Source organism: Hyphomicrobium album, assembly GCF_009708035.1.
In the GTDB taxonomy this organism is placed as follows: Bacteria; Pseudomonadota; Alphaproteobacteria; order Rhizobiales; family Hyphomicrobiaceae; genus Hyphomicrobium_A; species Hyphomicrobium_A album.
Map to the genome: position 1 here is coordinate 576011 of NZ_WMBQ01000002.1, position 24566 is coordinate 600576.

21 protein-coding genes are annotated in these 24566 nt (G+C 64.9%); 11 read left to right on the forward strand and 10 right to left on the reverse strand.

Annotation, left to right across the window (positions count from 1 at the left end):
* Positions 1-2: 2 nt before the first annotated feature.
* The gene (locus GIW81_RS14845; protein WP_154740143.1) at positions 3-1655 is read right to left on the reverse strand and encodes a lysine--tRNA ligase; all 1653 of its coding nucleotides are present in this window, start codon (positions 1653-1655) and stop codon (positions 3-5) included.
* A gap of 146 nt (positions 1656-1801) precedes the next feature.
* On the opposite strand from GIW81_RS14845, the gene GIW81_RS14850 reads away from it, so the two are divergent.
* The 3 genes from GIW81_RS14850 to GIW81_RS14860 all read left to right on the forward strand — a co-directional run bounded on the left by GIW81_RS14850 (position 1802) and on the right by GIW81_RS14860 (position 5267).
* Complete coding sequence (locus tag GIW81_RS14850; protein WP_154740144.1) at positions 1802-2233, forward strand: tellurite resistance TerB family protein; 432 nt, start codon at positions 1802-1804, stop codon at positions 2231-2233.
* A gap of 213 nt (positions 2234-2446) precedes the next feature.
* Positions 2447-4603 carry a putative bifunctional diguanylate cyclase/phosphodiesterase gene (locus tag GIW81_RS14855; RefSeq protein ID WP_195930582.1) on the forward strand — a complete coding sequence of 719 codons (2157 nt, stop codon included), beginning with the start codon at positions 2447-2449 and terminating at the stop codon, positions 4601-4603.
* 115 nt (positions 4604-4718) lie between these two features.
* Complete coding sequence (locus GIW81_RS14860; RefSeq protein WP_154740146.1) at positions 4719-5267, forward strand: SRPBCC family protein; 549 nt, start codon at positions 4719-4721, stop codon at positions 5265-5267.
* Between the two features lie 288 nt (positions 5268-5555).
* Here the strand turns inward: GIW81_RS14860 and GIW81_RS14865 are convergent, their stop codons facing one another.
* Positions 5556-7157 (reverse strand): helix-turn-helix domain-containing protein, encoded by a 1602-nt coding sequence (locus tag GIW81_RS14865; protein WP_195930583.1) that lies wholly within the window; start codon positions 7155-7157, stop codon positions 5556-5558.
* A 426-nt stretch (positions 7158-7583) separates the two neighbouring features.
* Positions 7584-8228 carry an alpha/beta family hydrolase gene (locus GIW81_RS14870; protein ID WP_324615054.1) on the reverse strand — a complete coding sequence of 215 codons (645 nt, stop codon included), beginning with the start codon at positions 8226-8228 and terminating at the stop codon, positions 7584-7586.
* Between the two features lie 108 nt (positions 8229-8336).
* On the opposite strand from GIW81_RS14870, the gene mepA reads away from it, so the two are divergent.
* Positions 8337-9494 (forward strand): penicillin-insensitive murein endopeptidase, encoded by a 1158-nt coding sequence (gene mepA / locus GIW81_RS14875; RefSeq protein ID WP_154740148.1) that lies wholly within the window; start codon positions 8337-8339, stop codon positions 9492-9494.
* Positions 9495-9499: 5 nt separating this feature from the next.
* Here mepA and msrA read toward each other — a convergent pair whose 3' ends face one another.
* Complete coding sequence (gene msrA / locus GIW81_RS14880; RefSeq protein WP_154740149.1) at positions 9500-10159, reverse strand: peptide-methionine (S)-S-oxide reductase MsrA; 660 nt, start codon at positions 10157-10159, stop codon at positions 9500-9502.
* A gap of 152 nt (positions 10160-10311) precedes the next feature.
* Between msrA and GIW81_RS14885 the strand changes: the two genes are divergently transcribed.
* Positions 10312-11157 carry a hypothetical protein gene (locus GIW81_RS14885; RefSeq protein ID WP_154740150.1) on the forward strand — a complete coding sequence of 282 codons (846 nt, stop codon included), beginning with the start codon at positions 10312-10314 and terminating at the stop codon, positions 11155-11157.
* 7 nt (positions 11158-11164) lie between these two features.
* Here GIW81_RS14885 and GIW81_RS14890 read toward each other — a convergent pair whose 3' ends face one another.
* Positions 11165-11479 carry a hypothetical protein gene (locus GIW81_RS14890; protein ID WP_154740151.1) on the reverse strand — a complete coding sequence of 105 codons (315 nt, stop codon included), beginning with the start codon at positions 11477-11479 and terminating at the stop codon, positions 11165-11167.
* Positions 11480-11515: 36 nt separating this feature from the next.
* The gene (locus GIW81_RS14895; RefSeq protein WP_154740152.1) at positions 11516-13414 is read right to left on the reverse strand and encodes a methylmalonyl-CoA mutase subunit beta; all 1899 of its coding nucleotides are present in this window, start codon (positions 13412-13414) and stop codon (positions 11516-11518) included.
* Between the two features lie 270 nt (positions 13415-13684).
* Between GIW81_RS14895 and GIW81_RS14900 the strand changes: the two genes are divergently transcribed.
* Positions 13685-15172, forward strand: a complete 1488-nt coding sequence (locus GIW81_RS14900; protein WP_154740153.1) for a helicase HerA-like domain-containing protein — start codon at positions 13685-13687, stop codon at positions 15170-15172.
* A gap of 81 nt (positions 15173-15253) precedes the next feature.
* Here GIW81_RS14900 and GIW81_RS14905 read toward each other — a convergent pair whose 3' ends face one another.
* Positions 15254-15853 (reverse strand): superoxide dismutase, encoded by a 600-nt coding sequence (locus tag GIW81_RS14905; RefSeq protein WP_154740154.1) that lies wholly within the window; start codon positions 15851-15853, stop codon positions 15254-15256.
* Positions 15854-16406: 553 nt separating this feature from the next.
* Between GIW81_RS14905 and GIW81_RS14910 the strand changes: the two genes are divergently transcribed.
* The 5 genes from GIW81_RS14910 (at position 16407) to GIW81_RS14930 (ending at position 22176) form a co-directional block, all read left to right on the forward strand.
* Positions 16407-16718 (forward strand): H-NS histone family protein, encoded by a 312-nt coding sequence (locus GIW81_RS14910; protein WP_154740155.1) that lies wholly within the window; start codon positions 16407-16409, stop codon positions 16716-16718.
* 139 nt (positions 16719-16857) lie between these two features.
* Positions 16858-17415 (forward strand): type 1 glutamine amidotransferase domain-containing protein, encoded by a 558-nt coding sequence (locus tag GIW81_RS14915; RefSeq protein ID WP_154740156.1) that lies wholly within the window; start codon positions 16858-16860, stop codon positions 17413-17415.
* Between the two features lie 227 nt (positions 17416-17642).
* Positions 17643-17957: a co-chaperone GroES gene (locus tag GIW81_RS14920; RefSeq protein WP_154740157.1), complete on the forward strand. Its 315-nt coding sequence runs from the start codon at positions 17643-17645 to the stop codon at positions 17955-17957.
* Between the two features lie 44 nt (positions 17958-18001).
* Complete coding sequence (gene groL, locus GIW81_RS14925; protein ID WP_154740158.1) at positions 18002-19648, forward strand: chaperonin GroEL; 1647 nt, start codon at positions 18002-18004, stop codon at positions 19646-19648.
* A 233-nt stretch (positions 19649-19881) separates the two neighbouring features.
* On the forward strand, positions 19882-22176 hold the full coding sequence (locus GIW81_RS14930) for a L,D-transpeptidase family protein (protein ID WP_154740159.1): 2295 nt from the start codon (positions 19882-19884) through the stop codon (positions 22174-22176).
* Positions 22177-22181: 5 nt separating this feature from the next.
* Here the strand turns inward: GIW81_RS14930 and GIW81_RS14935 are convergent, their stop codons facing one another.
* The 3 genes from GIW81_RS14935 to GIW81_RS14945 are packed head-to-tail and all read right to left on the reverse strand — an operon-like array spanning position 22182 to position 24396.
* Positions 22182-23456, reverse strand: coding sequence for a CCA tRNA nucleotidyltransferase (locus GIW81_RS14935; RefSeq protein WP_154740160.1), 1275 nt, complete (start codon positions 23454-23456; stop codon positions 22182-22184).
* Positions 23457-23470: 14 nt separating this feature from the next.
* Positions 23471-23737: a DUF6111 family protein gene (locus tag GIW81_RS14940; RefSeq protein ID WP_154740161.1), complete on the reverse strand. Its 267-nt coding sequence runs from the start codon at positions 23735-23737 to the stop codon at positions 23471-23473.
* Complete coding sequence (locus tag GIW81_RS14945) at positions 23734-24396, reverse strand: CoA pyrophosphatase (RefSeq protein ID WP_154740784.1); 663 nt, start codon at positions 24394-24396, stop codon at positions 23734-23736. The genes GIW81_RS14940 and GIW81_RS14945 overlap by 4 nt, the downstream gene beginning before the upstream one ends.
* Positions 24397-24566: the final 170 nt, after the last annotated feature.

Sequence of the window (24566 nt, forward strand, 5' to 3'; positions counted from 1 at the left end):
GCTCAAGCGGCCTTCGTCAGCTCGCCGCTCAATGCCTTGTCGATCAGCGCGCGCGTCTCCTTAATCCCGTAGAGTTGCACGAAGCTGCCGAAACGCGGCCCCTTCTCCTCGCCCAGCAGCACCTCGTAGATCGTGTTGAACCAGGCGTTCGATACGCCGGGACGTTCCGGCGTCGCACCCTTGGCGTTGTGGTCTTGGTAGCGGGGAACGGCGCGCCCCACGTCGTAGATGATGCCCTGCAGATCTTCGGCAGTCGCGTCCGCGCTTGCAGTCTTCAAGGCGTTCGACAGTGCATTGAGGGCTGCCGTCTCCTCCGCGTCGGCAAGACGGTACTTCTTTCGCGGCTTCACGAAGTCGGTGTAGTAGCGCACCGCGTACCCGGCGAGCTGGTCGAGGAGCGGATGCGTCTCGGGGCTGACGCCCTTCACGTGACGGCGGATGAAGCCCCACAACACGTCCTTGTCGCCGGCGTTGGAGGCGGCGACTAGGTTGAGCAGCAGCACGAAGGTGAGCGGCACTTCCGCGGCGGGTGGATTGCCCGAGTGAACGTGCCAGACGGCATTGTCGAGCTTCGCCTTGCCGTCTTGGCGCGGATAGGCGGCGAGCAGCTGCAGATACTCGTCGACGGCGCGGGGGATGACGTCGAAGTAGAGCCGCTTCGCCGTCTTCGGCTTCTGGTACATGAACAACGACAGGCTCTCGGGGCTGGCGTACTTGAGCCAATCGTCGATGGTGAGCCCGTTGCCCCTCGACTTCGAAATCTTCTCGCCCTTGTCGTCGAGGAACAACTCGTAGTTGAAGCCCTCGGGCGGCGCGCCGCCGAGGGCCTTGCAGATGCGCGACGACAGCGTGACGGAATCGATCAGGTCCTTACCGGCCATCTCGTAGTCGACGCCGAGCGCGGTCCAGCGCATCGCCCAGTCCGCCTTCCACTGGCACTTCACCGCGCCGCCGGTCACCTTCGTTTCTATCTTCTCGCCGGTATCGGGATCGACGTAGACGATGGTCCCCTTGCGAGGATGCCGCTCGACCATCGGCACCTGGAGCACCCTGCCGGTGCGCGGGCTGACGGGCAGGAAGGGCGAGTACGTCGCGCGGCGCTCCGGCCCGAGCGTCGGCAGGATGATGTCCATGACCTTGTCGTAAGCCTTGAGCATCTCCAGCAGCGTCTCGTCGAACACGCCTGCCTTGTAGGCTTCCGTCGCCGACATGAACTCGTAGTCGAACCCGAAGCGGTCGAGGAAGTCGCGCAGCATGGCGTTGTTGTGGTGCGCGAAGCTCTCGAACTTCCCGAACGGGTCGGGAACGGCGGTGAGTGGCTTGTTGAGCGCGGCGTGCAGCAGCTCCTGGTTGGGGACGTTGCTCGGGACCTTGCGCAGACCGTCCATGTCGTCGGAGAAGCAGATGAGACGCGTCTTGCGGCGACCGTCGGTCAGCAGTTCGAAGGCGTGCCGGACCATGCTGGTACGCGCCACCTCGCCGAACGTGCCGATGTGCGGCAGCCCCGACGGGCCGTAGCCGGTCTCGAAGATGACCGTCTTTTCGTCGCCGCCCTTGATCTTAGCCAGCCGCGCGATGAGCCGCCGCGCCTCCTCGAAAGGCCAGGCCTTCGCTTCCGAGAGTGCGGCCGTGACGACGGAATCAGGAGAGGACATTGAAAAAGCGTTTCTATGCTGGATGGCTGAAGGGCGGTGGAACTAGCGCGCGCGGAACCCTATGTTCCGGCCGCCACTTACGTCAACGCCCGCAGTTGCGCCAGGGCCTTCTATGACGCGGTTTCACCGGCTTCGATGGAGAGAACGTGCAGAGCGACCAGACAATGAAGGCAAAGCTGTCGCCGCAGGAGGCGCTCATCTACGCCATGGTGACTGCCGCGGCCGCCGACCGGACGATTACGGAGCACGAGCTGGCGCGCATCAACACGATGGTGAAAGAGCTGCCTGCCTTCCGCGGGATTGAGCATGCATGGCTCAGTCGCGAAGCGCAGGATTGCGGAAAGCTACTTTCCAAGCCCGATGGGGTTCACAAGGTCGTGCGCTTGATCGTCGAGGCGTTGCCCGGCGAACTACGCGAGACTGCTTTCGCCCTGGCCGCCGAGGTGGCGGCGAGCGATCTAGCGATTCAAGACGGCGAGCGAGAATTCCTGACATTGCTTGCGACGGGCCTGCACATCGACGGCCTCGTTCGCGCCGCGTTGGAGCGGACCGCACAGGCGCGACACCGGGCGCCCTAGTTGGGGCAATGGCAAATGCGATGTCCTCTATAGGATTTGCCGCCTTTGGACGCGCCCATGGTAAATGAGCAGCGTTTTTTTGGCTGTCGAGCGTGTCAACGCCAATAAACGGATTTATTTCTCTAACTCTATATTTAGCGGAGTTTGTGATCGATTTAGTTTGCGGACTCAGGCCAGTCTCTCATGCGGGACAGCCAACAGGGCAAACTGCCAATGCAGGCGCGCGACCACGCGATCGAAATCCAGCACGCGCCGCATGCACCCATTGCACTCTTCGACGAGCAGGGGCGACTGCACGGGTGGTCTCCGGCGTTTGCCGACGACTGCGGACATTCGACGTTAGAATTTCGTGATCGGCTGATCGGCCACATCTGGCCGGAGTTCGACTCCGCCGGCTGGCGTGAGATTTGGCGCAAGGTCCAGCGGGATGGCGATGCCACGATCGTGCATGTGCTGGCGCGCGCCAAGGATGGGACGAGCAGCGAGGTCGTAGAACTCGAAATCGGCCGCTTCATCAGCCTGGGTAGGCCCCTCGCCAAGATCGAGATTCGCCGCTCGGCGACGCGGCGGCTGCATTTGCTGCAGCAGGAAATTCTCCAGGCAATGGCGACCGGCGTGCCGCTGACGGGGATAATGGAGACGCTGTGCCGGCGCGTCGAGGCCCTGGCGCCTTCGGTCATCTGCTCCGTACTTTCCGTTGATCGCCAGCAGCAGCTCCGTCATGTCGCCAGTCCCAGCCTGCCGGTGCACTATTCCAGCGCCATCGACGGGGCGCTGATCGGTCCGAAAATGGGCTCGTGCGGCACCGCTGCATTCCGTGGAGAGGCCGTCGAGGTCACCGACATCGAAACCGACCCGCTGTGGGAGGATTACAAGCAGTTAGCGCTGCCGCTGGGCTTGCGCGCCTGCTGGTCGAGCCCGATCAAGGGGGCGGACGGCCGGGTGATTGGCGCGTTTGCATTCTATTACCCGCGGTCGCGAGGACCGACGCCGCTCGAACGGCAGGTGGTGGCGACGTGCCTGCATCTTTGCACGATTGCGCTGGAGCACGAGGAAACCCGATCGCGTGCCTACGAGCAGGCCTTCACCGATCCGCTGACCCGCCTGCCGAACCGCGCCCGCTTTCAGCAGCGCATCAGCGAGACGATGGCCGTCGTGGCGGAGACGGGCCAGCGCATCGCCGTGCAATACATCGGCCTCGACCGGTTCCAGGCGGTGAACGAGATGCTCGGCTACTCTGTCGGCGACGAGCTATTGAATGTCATCGCCAGCCGCCTGCGCAGCATCGTCAAAGATCATGACGCGGTTGCACGCATGGGCGGCGACGAGTTTGCCGTCATCCAGGTCGGCGACTTCAACGAGCACGACATCGCGAAGCGTGCACTGCAGGTCATCGAGCTGATCGGACAGCCGTTCCTGGCCTGCGGTCAGCGCCTGGAACTCGGCGCCAGCACCGGCATTGCGCTGGATACAGATGCAAATACGGCCGACGAGCTCATCCAGGATGCGTCGCTCGCCATGCGCCGCGTGAAGGAGATGGGGCGGGGCACCTACTTCTTTTATGAGAAGGAACTCAACGCTCGTATGCAGGCGCGCCGGCGCGCCGAGGCCGACCTGCGGGACGGGCTGTCGCGGCAGCAATTCGAGCTTTATTTCCAGCCCATCTTGGATTTGCAGCGGTTTGCCGTGACCGGGGCGGAGGCGCTGCTGCGTTGGCGCCACCCCGAGCGGGGTATGATCTCGCCGTCGGATTTCATTCCGCTCGCCGAGCAATGTGGCCTCATCGAGCAGCTGGGAAGCTGGGTCGTCCGCGAGGGATGCCGTGCCGCGGCCCAGTTGCCCGCGGATATCCGCGTGGCGATCAACCTTTCACCGATGCAGTTCGACAGGCCGGGCCTCGTGCGCACGGTCGCCGCCGCCCTGGAGGAGTCAGGTGTCGAGCCATCGCGGATCGAGCTCGAGATCACCGAGTCCGTGCTGCTGCACGACAACGACGTCAACGTGGCGACGCTCGACGAACTCAACGACCTTGGCGTGACGATCGCGCTCGACGATTTCGGCACCGGGTACTCATCGCTCAGCTACCTGCATCGCTTCTCGTTCGACCGGATAAAAATCGACCACTCCTTCATTCGCGATATCTTGCGCAATGAGGGCTCGCTGATGATCGTGCGCGCGATCGTCATGCTGGCACACAGCCTCGGCCTGGTGGTGACGGCGGAAGGCGTGGAGACCGACGAGCAGCTGGCGGCGGTGCGCGGAGAAGGCTGCGATTCCGTGCAGGGGTATTACATCGGCCGGCCGATGCCGCTCGCCGACTTCCAGGTCGCCATCGGGAATTCCCGCGGCGCCAGCGTAACGGCCGCGTGATCTGCCGGATTTGCCCTCGCACTTTTGCCACCTGATCGTTACAATGTACCACTTCGCCGTTCTGCGACGGCGCACCAAAAACTGTGGGCGGTGCCGCCCTTACTGGGAGAAAACGATGAGACTACCGATCACCGCGCTGCTGTTGTCCGCCGCCATTTTCCCGCTGGTCGGGAGCGCCGACGCGGCGAGCCTCACCTCGGGCAAGAAGCTCGAGATCCGCGTCGACGAAGCCAAGGTCGAAGAGGAAAAGAATGCGCTGTGGGGCAAGTTCGGCGGCTGGTGCGCGATTGCCGAGTGGCATCCGGCCGTGAAGAAGTGCGAGGAGTCGAAGGAAGGCGATACCGAGTTCCGCACGCTGACCCTGCAGGACGGCGGCGTGATCAAGGAGAAGCTCGTCGAGCGCGGCAATGCCAGCTACCGCTACGAGATCGTCGAGAGCCCGCTGCCGGTGAAGAACTACGAGGCGCAGTTCACGGTGACGCCGGATGACGACGACTTGGACGAGGTCAACATCGTTTGGGCCGCGACCTACGACGCCGCCGACGGCAAGGAAGACGCGGACGCCCGCAAGACCATCGACGGCATCTTCAAGGACGGCATCGAGAGCATCAAGGGCAAGCTCGGCGACAAGGTCGTCGACAAGAAAAAGAAAAAGGACGACTGAGCTTGTTTTGTTGCGCGACACGAGGCGAGAGAAGATTCTTTTGCGGCTCTTGTCGCGCAAGCTGGGGACCGCGCCTAAGGCGCGGGGCCCGTCCATGCGGAGCATGGCTTCGCCATGACGCGCCCTTGCCGCCTTCGCCGGCCAAGCTTGAGCCGGCGCCAGCCGTGAATTCGGCTACGGCGTCGGCGGCGAGCGCGAGGTTGCCTTTGCGCGTGAAGCCGCTGCCGCCGCGCGGGCCGCGCGACTGAACCGCATAGAGGGTAGGCGCCCCACGCCTCTGTGCAGCATCTACGTGGCCTTCGCCTTGCGCAGATGCCTGTAGACGATCGAAGTGCTGACTCCGAATTCTTCAGCGATATGTTCAACGGTCTTACCAGCGTTTCGCGCTGCAACCACGGCAACTATCTGGTCAGCCGATAGTGAGCTTGGTCGTCCGCCTCCGCTCCTGTGCGGCCCGCGCTTAACGCGCCGCATCTTTTTCCGGACGAGCGGTACCGTCTCATCGGGGTACATCTCCCGCAACTTCTCAACCCCGCCTGGAAAGTGCTTGTAGATCGTTGCTGTGGTGACGTCGAGCATGGCGCTTACCTCTCGAACCGTCTTGTTCGACAGCAGCATTTTACGGATGCGCTCGAGGTCTGCGGGCCTAATTGCAGCCTGCCTGCCCCGCGGGTTGCCGGTTCTTTTGCTCCGCATGCCGATGGACCGTATCCGGCGAAGCGCTCGCCCGCCGACTGTCTGTAGCGCGTTGGAGATCGGCACTGGAGTGCCGGCGATCCAATAGCCCTGACCTTCGACATGCTGCAGTACTCCGCGCTTCTTGGCCTGCCAAAGTTTGTTGTACGCGTTCTTGATTTCGTTGATCCCCCCGATGGGCACTCCGAGCCGTCTCAACTCATCGACGACGTCCCCGCTCTGAAGCGGCCGCTGGCGCTGCCGCATCGCTATTAGAACTAGTCTTTCGAAAACACGCTGTGTGAGCCCGTGACCGGCCCGGCCCAATGTAGCCGGGGTCGTGGGCGAGCCTCCGTCGGCTGCCGGGGTATCGAGGGTGAAGCGCCGCGTGAGATTTCGATATGCATCAAGAGCGGCGAGTTCATGCATTAAACTAATCAAGTCCGCCTCTATAATGGCCTGCTTTTCGAGGTTATGCGCATTGTCGTCTCGATAGATGCGCTCACCGACGTCGAACATATCGAGGACACCGAGCGCATCTCGCACGCGTTCCTGAAGGTGCCGTTCTCGCTTATTTGCCGCCTCGGCAGGGCTAAGCGGTTCCTCTACTTGTTCCATCGTAGCAGTAACAGACGGCCTCTTCTCCAGTATGTCCGCGGCGGCCTCAAACGCGTCGAGCGTCTTACGGAACTGGGCAAACAAGAACTTGGTGCCGTCGTCGGCAAATTCGCACCAACGGCCGTAGAGGACCTCCGTAACGTCAGTGCCCACGCGCATGGCAGCGACTGTTCGCTTGATAATTGTTGGCGTCGTCTTCAGCGCATCGACTACTTTTTTCAGCCAACCCCGCATCACAACGGGCATGCTGATCTCAGCAGCCGCGAGCTGATTTAGGCCCCGTGCGTCGAGCAGCTGCCGTTTTAGATCGTCTGCTCGCGCGGAAGACGGCTGTGTAACTTGATCGACGGTCTCTCGAGCACGCTCAAGGCTCAGATCGAAAGCCTCGGACTTCGCGATTGCGGCATCTGTTGAGTTACTAGACACAACGATGCCAGCTTCGGGCGGAAGCTCATCGACATCGTCTTCGGCCGCGAGACGGCGGTATTCGTCGAGCGCCGTCGAAACGGATGCAATGAGGCTTGAGAGCTTCTGGTCAAAGCTCGCGCCTCGCGCCAAGCGCGGGTGCTCATCATCTGCGGCCGCTTCGTCGCTCAACACATACTGCCGCCGGATGGCAGGCAAGCGGCGTCGAGCGTATTCGAGCGGCGGACGAGACCCTTCGGCTGTTCCTTCGGGCAGCTGCGTTAGGGACCGGCAAATGTCCTTTAGCTGCTCAGAGGGAAAGTCTGGAGGCGGTGGGAAATTGAGGCCACGCTCCAACAACACGATGAGGTCGCGTGCGTCTCGCGCAACCTCTTGCAGTTCGAGGGATAGCGAATGTGGCGGCCGCGAGTGCTGTAGCGACATGGCCGTCAACCTGCTGAAACAGCGCCTCTCCCGCAACTACAAAGGTGAGTTTGGATCGCAAGGCGCGACACCCAGATGGCCGGGCTGCATCAGCCTGTGGATATCGTACTCAGCGACCTTGCAGACCGGCCCGTGGCTACCGACATCCGACACTAAGGAATAGGCGAGGCGTCGTCAGCCGGCGCCGGCCGTGAATTCGGCTACGGCGTCGGCGGCGAGCGCGAGGTTGCCTTTGCGCGTGAAGCCCCTGCCGCCGCGCGGGCCAAGATCGTGGTCGCCATCCCCGGCCCAGACAAAGCGGATGACCGGCGACAGTGCGTAGCTTTCAACCTCCGACCGGGAGCCGAACGGGTCGCGCTCGCCCTGCACGATGAGCGCCGGGCAGCGCAGATGCTCGAGGTGCGCGGTGCGCAGGTTGTCGGGCTTGGCTGGCGGGTGGAACGGATAGCCGAGGCACACCAGCCCCGCGACCGCGCCCTCGTCGAAAAGCTCGTCAGCGACGAGGCTCGCTACCCGGCCGCCGAGCGACTTGCCGCCGATGAACAGCTTCTGCTTCGCCGCGCCCTGCGCCCGCAGCTCCGCGACCGCGCGCTTATACTCCGGCACGAGCAATTCGGCGCGCGGCGGCGGCCGGCGTTTTCCGCCCTCGCGCCGCGCCGCCATATAGTCGAACTCGAATCGCGATACCTGCATCCCGCGCTCGACGAGCAGGCCGGCCATTGTCTCGAGAAACGGGCTGGTCATCGCCGCTCCGGCGCCGTGCGCCAAGACGACATGGATCTTGGCCCCAGGCGTGCCGTTGGTAAGAAATTGCGTCACAGATCAACCGCCTATCGCGACTGCGATCGTTAACTGGCTGCTGCAACCGAGGGTCGCTTTTTAGCCGTATGCGTTTAGTATGGCCTGAACATTGCTTTGGGGGGAGCTATGCATCGCACCCGAATTTTTTTCCTCATTGGATGTCTCGCCGCGGCACCGTACGCACTGGCGGCGGACCCCACCGCAAAAGTTCCAGCGCCGGTCCAGGCAAAGCGCACTCCGGCAGCTGCGCCCGCAGCCGTCCCCACGCCCGCGCCGAAAGTCGAGCAGGGCGCGGCCGGCAAGGCTGGCGACAAGAAAGCCGCCGACAAAAAAGCCGCCGACAAAAAGGAAAAGGACAAGAAGCCGAAGGTCCTCGCCCGCGATCTGTTCAGCAAGAAGCCGACCGCCTCGGCACTCGCGCCCCGGGCACTCGGCTGGTACTCCAAGGGCTGCCTCTCCGGCGGTGTCCACCTCGCCGACTCCGGCCCCGATTGGCAGGCGATGCGCCTATCGCGCAATCGCGCCTGGGGCCACCCCAAGCTCATCAAGCTGTTGAAGCGCTTTGCCAGTGAATCGCGCCAGGACGGCTGGACCGGACTTCTGGTCGGCGACATCTCGCAGCCGCGCGGCGGCCCGATGCTGACCGGCCATGCGAGCCACCAGGTTGGCCTCGACGCCGACATCTGGCTGACGCCGATGCCCGATCGCGTGCTGACGCGTCAGGAGCGCGAGGAGATCCAGGCGACCACGATGCTCGACAAGACGAGCCTCGCGGTCGATCCGAAGGTGTTCACCCCGGCGCACGTCGCGATCATCAAGCGCGCCGCGTCCTATCCGGCGGTGGAGCGCATATTCGTCAATCCGGCGATCAAGAAGGCGCTGTGCCAGGCCGCCGGCAAGGACCGTGCGTGGCTCGGCAAGGTGCGGCCGATCTGGGGGCACAACTATCACTTCCACATTCGCATCGGCTGCCCCAACGGCGGCTGCGAGTCACAGCCGGCGGTCTCGGGCGACGACGGTTGCGGCAAGGAAGTCGACAACTGGCTGAAGACGATCGAGGCGTCGCTGAAGAAGCCGCAACCCAAGCCCGGCACGAAGATCGTTCCCGACAGCGAGCGCCGTCAGGTCACGATGGAACAGCTGCCGGCCGAATGCAAAATCGTGCTCAACAGCCCCGGCACGAAGCCCGACACCGGCAGCGAGGTTGCCTCGTCGCCGCCGCCGGCACCGGCCGCCGCCGCGCCGGCAGCGCAAGCGACGCCAGCGTCAGCGGTGACGAAGTAGCCGGATCAGGCCGCTGCAACGCCGGTCGGCATCGGGCAGGTGACGCCCGTGCCGCCGAGCCCGCAGTAGCCGTGCGGGACCTTCGACAGGTACTGCTGGTGATAGTCCTCGGCGAAGAAGAACTCCGGCGCCGGGAGAACCTCGGTCGTGATCTGCCCCAAGCCGTTGTCGCCGAGCGCCTTCTGATACTCCGCCTTCGACGCCTCCGCCGCCTGCCGCTGCGCATCGGTGAAGTAGTAGATCCCCGAGCGGTACTGCGTGCCGACGTCATTGCCCTGGCGCATGCCCTGCGTCGGGTTGTGGCTCTCCCAGAACGTCTTCAGGAGCTGCTCATAGCTGATCTCCTTCGGATCGTAGACGACGAGCACGACCTCGTTGTGCCCGGTCTGCCCGGTGCACACCTCCTCGTACGTCGGATTGGGCGTGAAGCCGCCGGCGTAGCCGACTGCGGTGATCCAGATGCCGGCCCCGAGGTTCCAGAACTTGCGCTCGGCACCCCAGAAGCAGCCGATGCCGAACATCGCCGTCTCGAGGCCCGCAGGGTAGGGACCCTTCAGGGGACGCGAGAAGATGTCGTGCTCGTGGGCGGTGAGGATCGGCGTCGGACGGCCCTTCAGCGCCGTGGCCGCGGTCGGCATCGAAACCTTGTCTTTGCGGAAAAGCATGGCTCAACCCCGATTGGATGATGACAGGCCCTGATATAGTCTCTCGGCGGCTTACCCGGCAGACCCTCCTAGGGTCATGTTATTGTGATGTTATCTGAGCATGCTGCGGTGAAACGTTAAGGGGGGCTGGCGCGATGGCGGATGTTGCAGCGATGGGGGACGCAGCCCTTGCCGCGCCGATAAAAAAGCCCGAGCGCACACTTTATGCTGCCGGGGGCGGCCGTAAGTTCGCGTTCGCGTTTGTGTTTCTCATCCTCCTGCCGTTCTTCATCAGCCTGCCGCCGATGCTGTTTTGGCGGCTGTCGCAGGGGGTGTGGACCGGCACCTTCGGCCTGCTCGTGCTCGCCGCCGGATTCACCGTCATCATGTTTCTGTTGTTCATCGAGGTGATGCACTCGCTGATGACGCGCATCGAGCTGGGCGAAAACTCGGTGAAGATGACGCTGCCGGCCGGACGCGGTCCGACGCCTGTCGTGCGCTACCGCAGCCACGACATCCCCTACGATCAGATCAAGGCGGTCGAGACGCGCCGCGAAATCTACGGCGGCTCAATGGCGCCGGTGCTGCTGCAGGGCGCGCGCCTCGTTCTCAAGGACGATAGCGCGGTGAAGCTCGGCTACGTCAGCGAGGCCAACAGCGACCCGTGCTTCCCCTACCCGGAGATCGCTCAGAAGATCGCCGAGCGCGCCGGGTTGCAAGTCGAGCACAAGGGCAACGTGCGCCGCTCGCTGCAGAAGAAGTACTTCGGTCTCAAGAAGGAGTTTCTCGCGGAAGCCGCGGGCGAGGTCCCCGAGGCGGAGATCGAGGCGCTCAACAAGAGCCACCGCAAGTGGGTGATGCGCATCATCGGCCTGCTGGTCGGTCTCATGGTGCTGGGCATCGCGCTCGATATCGCCTACCCGCCGAGCAGCGGCCTGCCGCCGGCGCTGACCAGCATCACCAAGTCGATCATGGGCAGCGCCACCGCGCCGGCCGCCAGCCCGGCGAAGAAGAAGTAGCGCGCTCTTAGTTGACGTGGACCTTCATCTGCAAGCGGCGGCGGCCTAAGTAGCCGCAGACGAGTGCCAGGCCGCCGAACAGCACCGACATCGGAGCGGTGAGCACGCTCAGGATCATCGGGTTCCACACCCAGGGAAACGTCATGCTGACGATATTGGCGCGCGTGGCGACGAGCGATGCCGGCGCCAGCTCCGTCCAGTAGTTGATGACGCTATGCGCTTCGAACGGCCCCGTGCCGTTGAGCGCCGGCGTCGCGTCGGCGACGAGTGCAACGACGGCGATCAGCGCGAATAGACTGGCGAGAAAGCGCAAGCTGGCCACGGGGGTCCTCCGTTGCGGCGCTCCGACGCGTAATACTTAGCCCTGCGCGAGCGATTTGTGCAGGCCTTCCAGCGAGGCGATGGCGTCCTGTCCCGCATAGAGGAAGCCGTCGACGCCGGCGGCACGGAGCGCCGCCTCGGCCTCGCCGGGGCGTCCGGCCAGAAACACACGGGCCGCGCCGGCTGCCTTCAGGGCTTGCGCCGCGGCTTCGCCCTGCAGCGCATAAACCTCGTCGGACGAGCAGATGCAGGCGATCTTGGCGCCGGAAGCCTTGAATGCCTCGGCGGCTTCGGCCGCGCTCTTGTAGCCGTCGCTGGTCAGGCCCTCGATGCCGCCGGTGGCGAGGAAGTTCCACATCCATTGCGAGCGGCGGTTGTGCTCGGCGATCTCGCCGAGGTTGGCCATGAACACGCGCTTGCGCTTGCCGGTCTTGGCGAGAAAGGCGTCGCCCGCGTCGCGCAGCTTCTCGAACGCTTCGCCAAGCCGATGCGGGGTGAGCGCGCGCACGGTCCCCTGCGGCGCGGCGGCGGCCGCTGGGAACGGCGTGATCTTCACGCCGTCATCGCCGAGGAACGGGAACACCGAGACCCCGGTCAGCTCGACGCGGCCCGTTGCAATGTTCTTGGCGCGCATCTCGGCGATCTTGGCGATGTCGTCCTGCAATCCGCCCGACGACAGCGCGGCGATGATGCCGCCTTCGGCCTCGAGATCCTGGAAGATTGTCCACGCTCGCGTTGCGAGCTCTTCGGTGAGCTTCTCGACGTACCAGGAGCCGCCGATCGGATCGGCGACGCGGCCGAGCTGCGATTCCTCCTGCAGAACGAGCTGCGTGTTGCGGGCGACGCGCCGCGCAAAGCGGTCGGGAACACCGAGCGCCCAGGTGAAGGGGAGCACCGTGACGGCGTCGGCGCTGCCGAAGGCACCCGCCGCGCAGGCCGCGGTGGTGCGCAGCATGTTGGTCCAAGGATCGCGCTTCGCCATCATGCGCGCCGAGGTGACCGCCGTGATGTACGTCGAGGCAGCCGAGGCGCCACTCGCCTCGGCAATACGCGCGATGATCTTGCGCGCGGCACGCACCTTGGCCGCATTGAGGAACAGATCCGTATCGACCGACAGGGCAAAGGCGATTTGGGGGAAGGCGTCGTTCGGCGCCACGCCGGCTTTTTCGAAGGCGCGCAGGTAGGCGACGAGGGAGGCGGCGAGAAACGCCAGCTCCTGGGCCTCGCTGGCGCCGGCCTCGTGCGGCACGGTCGCGTCGACGAGGACCGTGGTCAGCGGCCGCTCCGCCTTGCGCGCCTCGGCGGCGAGCTTGACCGTATCGGCAACGGCCTGTTCGACGGGCGCCCACGTCGCGCCGAAACGCGCGAAGGTGCCGATGGGATCGACGTTGAGGCGCGACACCGCCGTTCCGCCGTCTTCCCGCTTCAAGGCGGCGAGCGCGCGCAGGTAGTGGCGCGCTGCCTCGAGGCCGGCGACGCCGCCCAAGAGCTGGATGGGCGCGTAGTCGACGAGCACGCCGGGCAGCGTCTCGGCCGCGTCGTCGGCGCTCGCGATCTTGATGCCGTACTGCCCCGGGCCGGCGATCTGCAAGACGGCGCCGTTGGCGCCGCCCTCCAGCTCTTCCAGGATCGCCTTGTTGGCCGCCTTCGGGTCGGCGTCGACGACGCGCTGGTGGATCTGCCAGCCGAGGTCCTGCGCCGCCGCGTGAGTGCCGCGCGTGAACGGCGCCTTGCCGGGGACCGCAGCTTGCGCGCCGGGGAGCGTGTCGGCGCGCGAATAGAGCGGCTCGATGCGCAGGCCGTCGGCAGTCTTGGCGACCAGCCGGCGCTCGAAATCGGCTCCCTTCAATGCCTTATCGACCAGCTGACGCCACTTCTCGTAGGTGGCGGGCGTAAAGCCGGAGGCGAGTTCGACGGGAGCGGACGTGTCGGTCATGGGCAGGCGATCTCGGTTGCAGGCGGCATCCGGCGGCGGACGCGTGGGCTCTCTCTATAGTCGGTTCCGGCGCGAATTCGCACGCCGAAAGCGTCGCTTGGCCCATCGCCGCGTCGCTTCGGCGCGCCGCGCTAAACCGGGTTCGTCACATCGATACTTTTCCCCAAGTCCGCCATGCAACCGATGTTTGCAAAGGGTATCCTCCCATGCCAAGAGCGAACGGCGGTCAGCCCCTTCGAGTCGGGCCGCCTTTGGAGGCCGGAGACAGCTATGAGCCAATCGGTTTTGCAGGACGGCAAGATCTTCGTCGGTAAGAGCGTCAAGCCCGAGTACCTCGATCTTACCCTGGCGAACCGGCACGGCCTCATCACCGGCGCCACGGGCACCGGCAAGACGGTGACGCTGCAGGTGCTGGCAGAAGGCTTCTCGCGCGCCGGCGTTCCGGTGTTCGCCGCCGACATCAAGGGCGATCTTTCCGGCATCGCCGAGGTGGGCGAGCCGAAGGACTTTCTGCTGAAGCGAGCCGCCGAAGTCGGCCTCGAGAATTACAAGAACAGCGCGTCGCCCGTCGTGCTGTGGGACGTGTTCGGCGCCGGCGGGCATCCGATCCGCGCCACCGTCGAGGACATGGGGCCGCTGCTCCTGTCGCGCATGCTGGAGCTCAACGACGTGCAGGAGGGCGTGCTCAACATCGCCTTCCGTGTCGCCTCGGAAGAGAAGCTGCCCCTCATCAACCTCGGTGACTTGCGCGCCATCATCAACAACGTGGCGTCGCGCGCCAAAGAGCTGACGACCAAGTACGGCAACGTGGCGATAACGTCGGTGGGCGCCATCCAGCGCCGCCTGCTGGTGCTCGACGAGCAGGGCGCCGATCATTTCTTCGGCGAGCCGGCGCTCGACATCTGGGATTTCATTCGCACGGCACCCGACGGCCGCGGCGTGATCAATATCCTGTCGGCCGAAAAGCTGATGGAGAAGCCGCGCCTCTACGCGACGTTCCTTTTGTGGATGCTGACCAAGCTGTGGCAGACGCTGCCCGAGGTCGGCGATCAGCCCAAGCCGAAGCTGGTGTTCTTCTTCGACGAGGCGCATCTGCTGTTCGACGACGCGCCCAAGGCGCTGATGGATCGCATCGAGCAGATCGCGCGCCTGGTGCGCTCCAAGGGCGTCGGCGTCTACTTCATCACGCAGAACCCGATGGACGTGCCGAACTCGGTATCGGCGCAGCTCGGCAACCGCGTGCAGCATGCGCTGCGCGCCTTCACCCCGCAGGAGCAGCGGGCGGTGCGGGCGGCGGCGGAGACGTTCCGGCGCAACCCTGAGCTCGACACCGAGCGCGTCATCCTCGAATTGAAGGTGGGCGAGGCGCTCGTCTCGATGCTGGAGAACAAGGGCGAGCCGTCGATCGTGCAGCGGACGCTGATCCGTCCGCCCGAGGGCCGCATCGGCCCGATCACGGACGCGGAGCGCCGGGCGATCATCGCCGCGAGCCCGTTCAGCGGCAAATACGATCAGGTGAAGAACCGCGAGAGCGCCGAGGAGATCTTAGCGCAGCGCGGCTCGCAGGCTGCGGCTTCGAAGGAGCAAGCTTCGGCCGGCGGCGGCTGGACGGACGTCATCTTCGGCGGCAAGGGGTCGAGCGGGCGGCATCGCCAGGGCATGGGCGAGATGATCGGCCGGGAAATGCAGCGCTCGATCTCGCGCAGCATCGTGTCGATGATCAAGGGCATCATCATGAAGAGCATTCGCGGGCGCTGAAACGCCTGCGCGGTGAACTTGAAATGAAAACAGCGCTGCCCGGGTGGACAGCGCCGTTTTCAGTTTCGGTGAGGCCTAAGATCAGGCCGACTTGGCGGCCATTTCCTCGACGTGCTCCCAATTGATGAGATTGTCGAACCACGCCTCGAGGTACTTCGGGCGGGCATTGCGATAGTCGATGTAGTAGCTGTGCTCCCACACGTCGCAGCCGAGGATCGGCGAGGCGCCGTGCATCAGCGGGTTCTCGCCGTTCGGCGTCTTGATGAGCTCGAGCTTTCCGTCTTTGACGGCGAGCCACGTCCAGCCCGAGCCGAACTGGGTCTTGCCGTTCTCGATGAAGTCGGTGCGGACCTTGTCGAAGCCACCATAGCCGTCGACGAGCTTCTGGACGGTGCCCGGCAGTTTGTTGCCGCCGCCGCCCTTTTTCATCCACTGCCAGAAATGGTTGTGATTGTAGTCCTGGCCGACGTTGTTGATGATCGGCTGCGCCTTGTCGGCGTAGGCCAGCTTGCAAATCTCCTCGATGCTCTTGCCTTCGTATTTCGAGCCGGGGATCAGCTTGTTGGCCATATCGACATAGGCCTGATGGTGCTTGTCGTGGTGATATTCCAGCGTTTCAGCCGACATAAACGGCGCGAGCGCGTCGTACGCATAGGGGAGCGGCGGCAGCTTGAATGTCATGATCTCAGGCCTCCGGAGGTGGTGCTGGGTCGGAATTGATTTGCGGCGGGAACCTACCGGCTCGCATGCGACATGGCAAACGCGGCCTCGGAGTTGGGAGTTCCGATCGGCGGCGCAGTGGCGCGCACGATTTGCAATCGTGGAATGAGCGGGAAAGGGGTGAGGGCGCAGCGACCCTGAACGCTGCGCCCTCGTGGATCACTCCGGGGAAGATGGGAGTTCAGGGTTGCACGACCCTATGGCCCGGCACCTGAACGGTGGCTGAACGTCCGGCGAACGCCGAATGATCAGGGCGCGGCCGGAATCGCCATTTGTTTTCAACCCGCCCCCGATGCCCTATTGGGCGGAATGAAAAATAGGCATCATTTATGTCGGGCGCGTGCACATGGTTTTACTGCGCGGTACGGTTGCAATGCCGCGGCTAACGAAGATACAGTTTCTCGGCCGATTTTCTTTGTGGCTGCTTGACAAATGGAAGGCAAAAAGTAATCCAAGCACTTCTAGATGTGGTAATGGCGAATTGCCGTGCGTTGATTAGAGGAAGGACTGCCGAATGGCCACCCCCAATGTCGATAAGATGTCGTTGAAAGATCTGCTGGAGCTCGAGGCCAAAGTGCAGAAGGCGATCAACGCCGCCCGCGATCGCGAACGGTCGGAAGTTAAGCAGGCATTGGCGCAGCTGGCTGAAAAGCGGGGCTTTTCCGTAAATGAGCTGTTTGGCGGTCGCGGTCGCGGCAAGTCGAGCGCGGCGAAGTTCGTCAATCCCGACAACAAGTCGGAGACGTGGACGGGCCGCGGACGCAAGCCGAATTGGCTCGTCGCCAAGCTCTCCAAAGGCGCCAAGATCACGGATTTCGCCATCTAATTTGGCATAGCCCGAGCATTTCAATGGACCGCTACGCGAGACGTGGCGGTCCATTTGCATTTGAGCCCAGAAAGTTAAGCCTGGAACGCCCCGGCGCTCTCTCCCGTTATCCCGTATCGCGCAACAAAGGGAGAAGGCGATGCCCGCGATAGACAAGAGCCGCATCCTCATCATGGCAACCAACGGCTTCGAGCAATCGGAGCTGGAAAAACCTCTGGAGCAACTGCGTGCCAAAGGCGCCAAGGTGGAGGTTGCGGCGCCGCAAGGCGGTGAAATCACGGGCTGGAAGGACGGCAACTGGGGACGGCCCGTCAAAGTCGACCTGACGCTCGATGCCGTGAACATAGACAGCTACGACGCGCTCGTGCTCCCCGGCGGCGTGATCAACCCGGACAAGCTGCGGGCCAACGAAAAGGCCGTCGGGATCGTCAAAGCCTTCGTCGCCTCCGGCAAGCCCGTCGCCGCCATCTGTCACGGTCCTTGGCTGCTCATCGAAGCGGGCGCCGTGAAGGGCCGCGAGGTGACGTCCTACACTTCGGTGCGCACCGACATGCTCAATGCCGGGGGCCGCTGGGTGGATAAGGAGGTGGCCGTCGACGAAGGGATCATCACGTCCCGCAATCCAGGCGACATCGACGCCTTCGTCGCCAAGATCATCGAAGAGGTCGGCGAGGGTCTCCACCGGCGCGCGGCCTAGGTAGCCACCCACCTCGAAACGCTCGCTAAGCGTTCATTAATGCGCCCGCGGGGATAGTGCGGGCGCCGCTGCTATCCGTGGTCATTTTTAGCACTCACACCTTGACTGTGCTAACAGCCTCGATCATATACGCGGAGCGGGGCCGAGGCTGCCACGACGTAGCTCCTTGCGGCTACCGCAACCCATTTAAAATCGCAGAAGTCCATCAATATCATGAGGTTGAACCCATGAAGTTCCGTCCCCTCCATGATCGCGTCGTCGTTCGCCGCATCGAGGAAGACACCAAGACTGCGGGCGGGATCATCATCCCCGACACTGCCAAGGAAAAGCCGATCCAGGGCGAGGTCATCGCCGTCGGCCCCGGCGCTCGCGACGACGCCGGCAAGGTAATCCCCCTCGACCTGAAGCCCGGCGACCGGGTGCTGTTCGGCAAGTGGAGCGGCACCGAGGTGAAAATCGACGGCGAGGACCTCGTCATCATGAAGGAGAGCGACATCTTCGGCGTGATCGAGGGCAGCACCAAGGTCAAGGCCGCCGCCTAAGCCTCCCCGACGCCGACCCCATAACAATCCAGGAGTTGCTCACCATGAGCGCTAAAGACGTCAAGTTCGGTCAAGACGCGCGCGAGAAGATGCTGCGCGGCGTCGACATCCTCGCCAACGCGGTGAAGGTGACGCTCGGTCCCAAGGGCCGCAACGTCGTCATCGAGAAGTCGTTCGGCGCCCCGCGCATCACCAAGGACGGCGTTACCGTCGCCAAGGAGATCGAGCTCGAGGACAAGTTCGAGAACATGGGCGCCCAGATGGTGCGCGAGGTCGCTTCCAAGACCTCGGATCTCGCCGGCGACGGCACCACCACCGCCACTGTTCTCGCCCAGGCGATCGTCAAGGAAGGCGCCAAGTCGGTTGCCGCCGGCGCCAACCCGATGGACCTGAAGCGCGGCATCGACCTCGCCGTCGCCGCCGTCGTCGACGAGCTGAAGAGCAAGGCCCAGAAGATCAAGTCGAACGACGAGATCGCCCAGGTCGGCACAATCTCCGCCAACGGCGACACCGAGATCGGCGCCAAGCTCGCCGAAGCCATGAAGAGAGTCGGCAACGAGGGCGTCATCACGGTCGAGGAGTCGAAGAGCCTCGACACCGAGCTCGACGTCGTCGAGGGCATGCAGTTCGACCGTGGCTATCTCTCGCCGTACTTCATCACCAACGCCGAGAAGATGATTGCCGAGCTCGAGAACCCCTACATCCTCATCCACGAGAAGAAGCTTTCGGGCCTGCAGGCCATGCTTCCCGTGCTCGAGGCTGTGGTGCAGTCGGGCAAGCCGCTTTTGATCATCGCTGAGGACGTCGAGGGCGAGGCGCTTGCCACGCTCGTCGTCAACAAGCTGCGCGGCGGCCTCAAGGTTGCTGCCGTCAAGGCGCCGGGCTTCGGCGATCGCCGCAAGGCCATGCTCGAGGACATCGCCGTCCTCACTGGCGGCCAGACGATCTCGGAGGACCTCGGCATCAAGCTCGAGAACGTCACCCTGCAGATGCTCGGCCGCGCCAAGAAGGTGACGATCGACAAGGAGAACACCACGCTCGTCGACGGTGCCGGCGCCAAGGCCGACATCGAAGCGCGCGTGAAGCAGATCAAGGCGCAGATCGAGGAGACCACCTCGGACTACGACCGCGAGAAGCTGCAGGAGCGTCTGGCCAAGCTTGCCGGCGGCGTTGCCGTTCTGAAGGTCGGCGGTGCCACCGAGGTCGAGGTGAAGGAGCGCAAGGACCGTGTCGACGACGCCCTGCACGCCACGCGTGCGGCCGTCGAAGAGGGCATCGTCCCCGGCGGCGGCGTGGCACTGCTGCGCGCCATCAAGGCGCTCGAGAACCTCAAGGTCGACAACGAGGACCAGAAGGTCGGCATCACCATCGTCAAGAAGGCGCTGCAGGCTCCGGCTCGCCAGATCTTCACCAACGCTGGCGAAGACGGCTCAGTGATCGTCGGCAAGATCCTCGAAAACGCTAAGTACAACTTCGGCTACAACGCGCAGACGCACGAATACGGCGATCTCGTCGCCGAGGGTGTCATCGACCCCGCCAAGGTCGTGCGCTGCGCCCTGCAGGATGCGGCGTCGATTGCCGGCCTTCTGATCACCACCGAGGCGATGGTCGCCGAGCTGCCCAAGAAAGAGCACTCGCACGGCCCGATGCCGGGCGGTGGCATGGGTGGCATGGGCGGGATGGACTTCTAAGTTCCGTTCACGTCGCAGGCTTGTTGAGGAATGGCGAAGCCCCGGCCGTCGGCCGGGGCTTTTTCGCGATTTAGGGGGGGTATTTGTTCGGAACTGTGGCCCTCCGGACCCATGTTAGCCTTGACGGGATATTCCATAGATAGCCACATGCCTTAGGTGCCGTTTGCGTCGATTCCGGCCCAGCCACGGCCATTTTCTCCACCTAGCTTGCAGGCGCTATTGGAGACCGAGGGATGATGAAAAAGACGGCTGTTTCCGCGCGCGCCAGGCTTCTGCCGGCGATCGCGGCGCTTTGCGTTACTGGCGTGGTGTCGGCACGCGCCGAGAACGCGCCGGCGACGACGCCGCCCGCGACGGCCGCCCAAGGCGCTCAGCCGGCGACGACTCCCGCCGCTCCTCCCGCCGCGCAGGCCAAGGTTGAGGACCCGAGCGCGAAGCTGACCGCGCCGGCCGCACCCGGTTCGGCGCCGGCGACCGCGCCTGTAGCCGCGGCACCCGCAGCCGCCACGCCTGCTACCACCACACCTGCCGCCACCGCGGCGACGACACCGGCAGCCCCGGCTGCAACTCCGCCCGCGGCCACCGCCGCGACCACGCCACCTGTTGCCCCGGCCGCTACTGCAACGCCGGCTCCCGCTGCTGCCGCTCCCGCTCCCGGGACGACGACTCCTGCTGCTGCCGCCACGCCTCCCGCGGCGCCCGGTGCGGCACCCAACTCCACCGCCGCGCTGCCCGATCCGGTCACCGGCGCTGCCGCGCAACCGGCGCAGGTCATTCCTCCGGCCGATCCCGTCGTCGCCGGCATCCGCACGCGACTGCCCGAGCTCGGCAAGAGAGCGGGTGAGGAAGAGGCTGCCGCTCTCGCCGCCTATTACGGGCAGATGACCGGGACGCCGGTCTGGGCATCGACGGCCGGCTTGACCGACAAGGGCAAGGCTGTCGTCTCCGAAATCAGCCGCGCCGAGAATTGGGGCCTGCCCGCCTCGGCATTCGAGCTGCCGTCCGCAGCCGCCGGCACGCAGACGGCGGAAGCCGCCGCCGAGATGGAGCTGCAGGTTGCGCTCGCCGTCCTGAAATACGCGCGCTATGCGCGCGGCGGTCGCATCAATCCGGCCAGCATCTCGCAGCTCATGGACCAGCAGCCGACGCTCGTTCCGCCAAAGACGGTGCTGACCGACATCGCTGCGGCAGCGAAGCCCGAGGCGTATCTACAGTCGCTGCACCCGAAGCATCCGCAGTTCGAAGCACTGCGTCAGGTGCTGCTGAAGCTGCGCGGTGGCGAGATCAAGGAAGAGGTCGCGGTCGTCGATTCGGCGCTCGCCGTGAAGCTGCCGATGGGCGGCGTCATTCGCCCCGGCGCTACCGATCCGCAGATTGCGCTGCTACGCCAGCGTCTGAAAGTGACCGCCGACGATCCGGCGAACGAGAACATCTACGACGAAAAGCTGCAGCAGGCGGTGGTCGAGTTCCAGCGCGCCAACAGCTTGCGGCAGGACGGCATCATCGGCAACGGCACGCGCCAGGTCATGAACGGCGGCCCCGCGCCGGCGCCGCCGGCGACCAACCAGTCGAAGATCGATCGCATACTTATCAACATGGAGCGCTGGCGCTGGGTGCCGGCCGATCTCGGCGAATTCCACGTGTGGGACAACGTGCCGGAGTTCCTCACGCGCATCGTCAAGAACGGCAAGGTGATCCACACCGACGAGATCATCGTCGGCCAGCCTTCCTGGCCGACGCCGATGTTTTCGGCCGACATGAAGACTATCGTGTTCCGCCCGAGCTGGGGCGTGCCCTCCGGCATCAAGGCCAAGGAGCTGGCACCGCTTCTGCGCAAAAGCTCGGGTGCAGGGTTCTTCGGCATCTTCGGCGGCGGCTACTCGGCCCAGGCCGTGCTCGACGCCTATGACCTGCGCGTTTACGCGGGTAACCGCCAGGTCGATCCCAACTCAGTCGATTGGGCCAACGTCAACATCCAAAACTACAGCTTCCAGCAGCCGCCAGGACCGAAAAACCCCCTTGGCGACGTGAAGTTCATGTTCCCCAACTCGCATGACGTCTACATGCACGACACGCCGGAGCGGAACCTCTTCGCCAAGTCGTTCCGCGCGCTGAGCCACGGCTGCATGCGCGTGCACGAGCCCCGCCGCTTCGCCGAGCTGCTTCTTGCCGAGGACAAGGGCTGGTCGGCGGATAAGGTGGGGAGCATGTTCAGCGGCGGCGAGGTGCAGCTCGATAAGCACATCCCGGTGCACGTGACCTACATCACCATGCGCGTCGACGACAGCGGTCAGCTGCAGACGTACGGCGATTTCTACGGTCTCGACGGCCGCACGGCCGCGGCGCTGACCGGCAAGTCGATCCGCTTCGAGCAGCCGGCCTACCCGGCCGACGATGTCGTCGCCGCGTCGGACGACGGCCCGATCGGCCAGTCGCAGCAGCAGTACAACCGGCGCAAGAAAAAGCAGGCGTCGAATTCCGGCCCGACAACCCTGTCGGATGCGATCCAGGGACTGTTCTCGCCCTAAGGGCTTCAGGCGTCGCGGCGGGCTCGGCGCTCGCCGCGCGCCAGCTCGGCGAGTTGCGCGGCAATGCGCTTCGGCTCCGTCGGAAAATCCGCCGCGATCCACCACATCTCGAACGCTTCCATGACGCGCCCGACGCCGGGGCCGGCCGGCACGCCGAGCGCGATGACGTCGGCGCCGCGCACCGGCAACTTGGGCGCGCTCCACCGCTCGGCAAGGCTCGCGCGCTCGGTCCGCGCCGCATCGTCGACGTCGGCGTTCGACCGTGCCCAGTCGACCAGCGCCCCGCCGGTGAACGCCGCAGCGCCGTTCCGGTAGATGTATTCCTTGGCGGCAAGCTCGTCGCGGCGCGGGTCGAGGGCCGGGGCGCCGCGCAGGGCCGTTGCGAGACCCTCGGCTTCAAGGCCCGACAGCTTGAGGCGCTCGCGTAGGTTCTCCTGCGTGCCCGCCGAAAGCGCCGCGAGCCGCAGCACTGGATCGGGCGACCGTGACAAGTGCCGCTCGATGGCCGCCAGCCGCGCGACGGTCTCGACGTTTCCGTCAACGCCGATGAGCGGCGCGATGAACCCGGCGTCGCGCATCAGGCGCAGCGCCGGCACGGCGCCGGGGGCGGCGAGGAGCAGGAAGAGCTCGGCGCGGATGCGCTCGCCCGATAGCTGGGCGAGACCGGCCTTTTCGGCGCGCACGGCGGCCAGGCCCTCGGGGTCCGGCAAATCGGCGTCGCCGTACTGGGCCATGAAGCGGAAGAAGCGCAGGATACGCAGGAAGTCCTCGCGGATGCGCGCGCGCGCGTCGCCGATGAAGCGCACGCGTTGCACCTCGAGGTCGCCGAGGCCCCCGAGCGGGTCGTGCACGGTGCCATCGAGATCGCAGTAGAGCGCGTTGATCGTGAAGTCGCGGCGCATCGCATCCTCGCGCCAGTCGGTCGTGAACGTCACGCGCGCGTGCCGGCCGAACGTCTCGATGTCGCGGCGCAGCGTCGTCACCTCGAAGGGTACCTTGTCGGCGATGACCGTCACCGTGCCGTGCTCGATGCCCGTCGGCACCGAATGCAGCCCGGCGCGCGCGGCGAGGCGCATGACCTCTTCGGGCGACGCCGTGGTGGCGATGTCGACATCCTTCACTGGAACGCCCATGAGCGCGTTGCGCACCGCGCCGCCGACCGCGCGCGCCTCGGCGCCGCCAGCGCGCAGGGCAGCGAACACCGCGCGCGTCGCGGGGCGTCGCAGCCATTCGGCGTCAGCCAGGCTCGGCAGCCCGGCGCTGTCGTCTGCGCGCGGCATGAAGCGTCCCGCTGCTATTCGATGTGGCCCGGCTCGATGCGTCCGTCCTTGAACGAGGGCGGTGTATAGACCTGCCCGGGTTTGCCGCCGGTTACCGAGCCGAAGCTCACGAGCGTGATGACGACGAGCGCCGCGCCGGCGACGAACAGCCAGATGAGCGGCGCATCGTCGAGCACGCGCATCGCGCCCTGCTTCTCCTCGCGCGTCATGTAGACGTAGGCGACGTAGACGATGGCCGGCAGCAGAAACAGCAAGATGTTTTCGGCGACGATGCGGATCATGCTGAAAAGAGCCTCTTGTGCATGTTCTTCATTATACCTGCAGTCGCGCCCCAAATGTATCGATCCTCGAACGGCATGGCATAAAAGCGCCGTTCCACGCCGAGCCAGGTGCGCGCTTCCGTGCGGTGGTTCGCTTCGTCCATCAGGAAGGCGAGCGGCACCTCGAAGGTATCGGCCACCTCGCGCGCGTCGAGTTCGAGGGTGAAGCCTTCGCGGACGAGGCTGACCACCGGAAAGATGCGAAACCCGGTGCCGGTGCGGTAGGCGTCGAGATAGCCGAGCGGCTCGACGAACGACGGATCGAGCCCGATCTCCTCCTGCGCCTCGCGCAGCGCCGTCGCGATCGGATCGCGGTCGGTCGGCTCCATGCGTCCGCCCGGGAAGGCGATCTGCCCGGCGTGGCGCCGCAAGGCTTCGGTGCGTTGCGTCAGCAGGACGGTCAGCTCGGGGCGCACGACGATCGGGATGAGGACGGCGGCGGGGGCAAGCGGCGCGCGGGCGATCTCGGGAACGAGCTCGGGGCTCAAGTCGAAATCGCTGGGCGTGTCGGGCGCATTGGGGTCGGCGACCGGCACCGATTTGCTCAGCACCGCCTCGGCCCGGCGCCGCAAGGCATGCTCGGTGAACAGGGAATGGGGGCGAGCGCTGGTATCGTGCATTGCGACCATACTATTGGATTCCAAGACAGGAATCGCTCCTTAACTGCCCGCATAAAACTTGCGGCTCGCTTACCTTCGGCAAATCACGATAACGTCCAAGTCCCACGAGAATCTCAGGCTTCGTTGCCGGAAGGAGGCCCTGTTGCGGTCACGGCGCTGCCGATGGAATG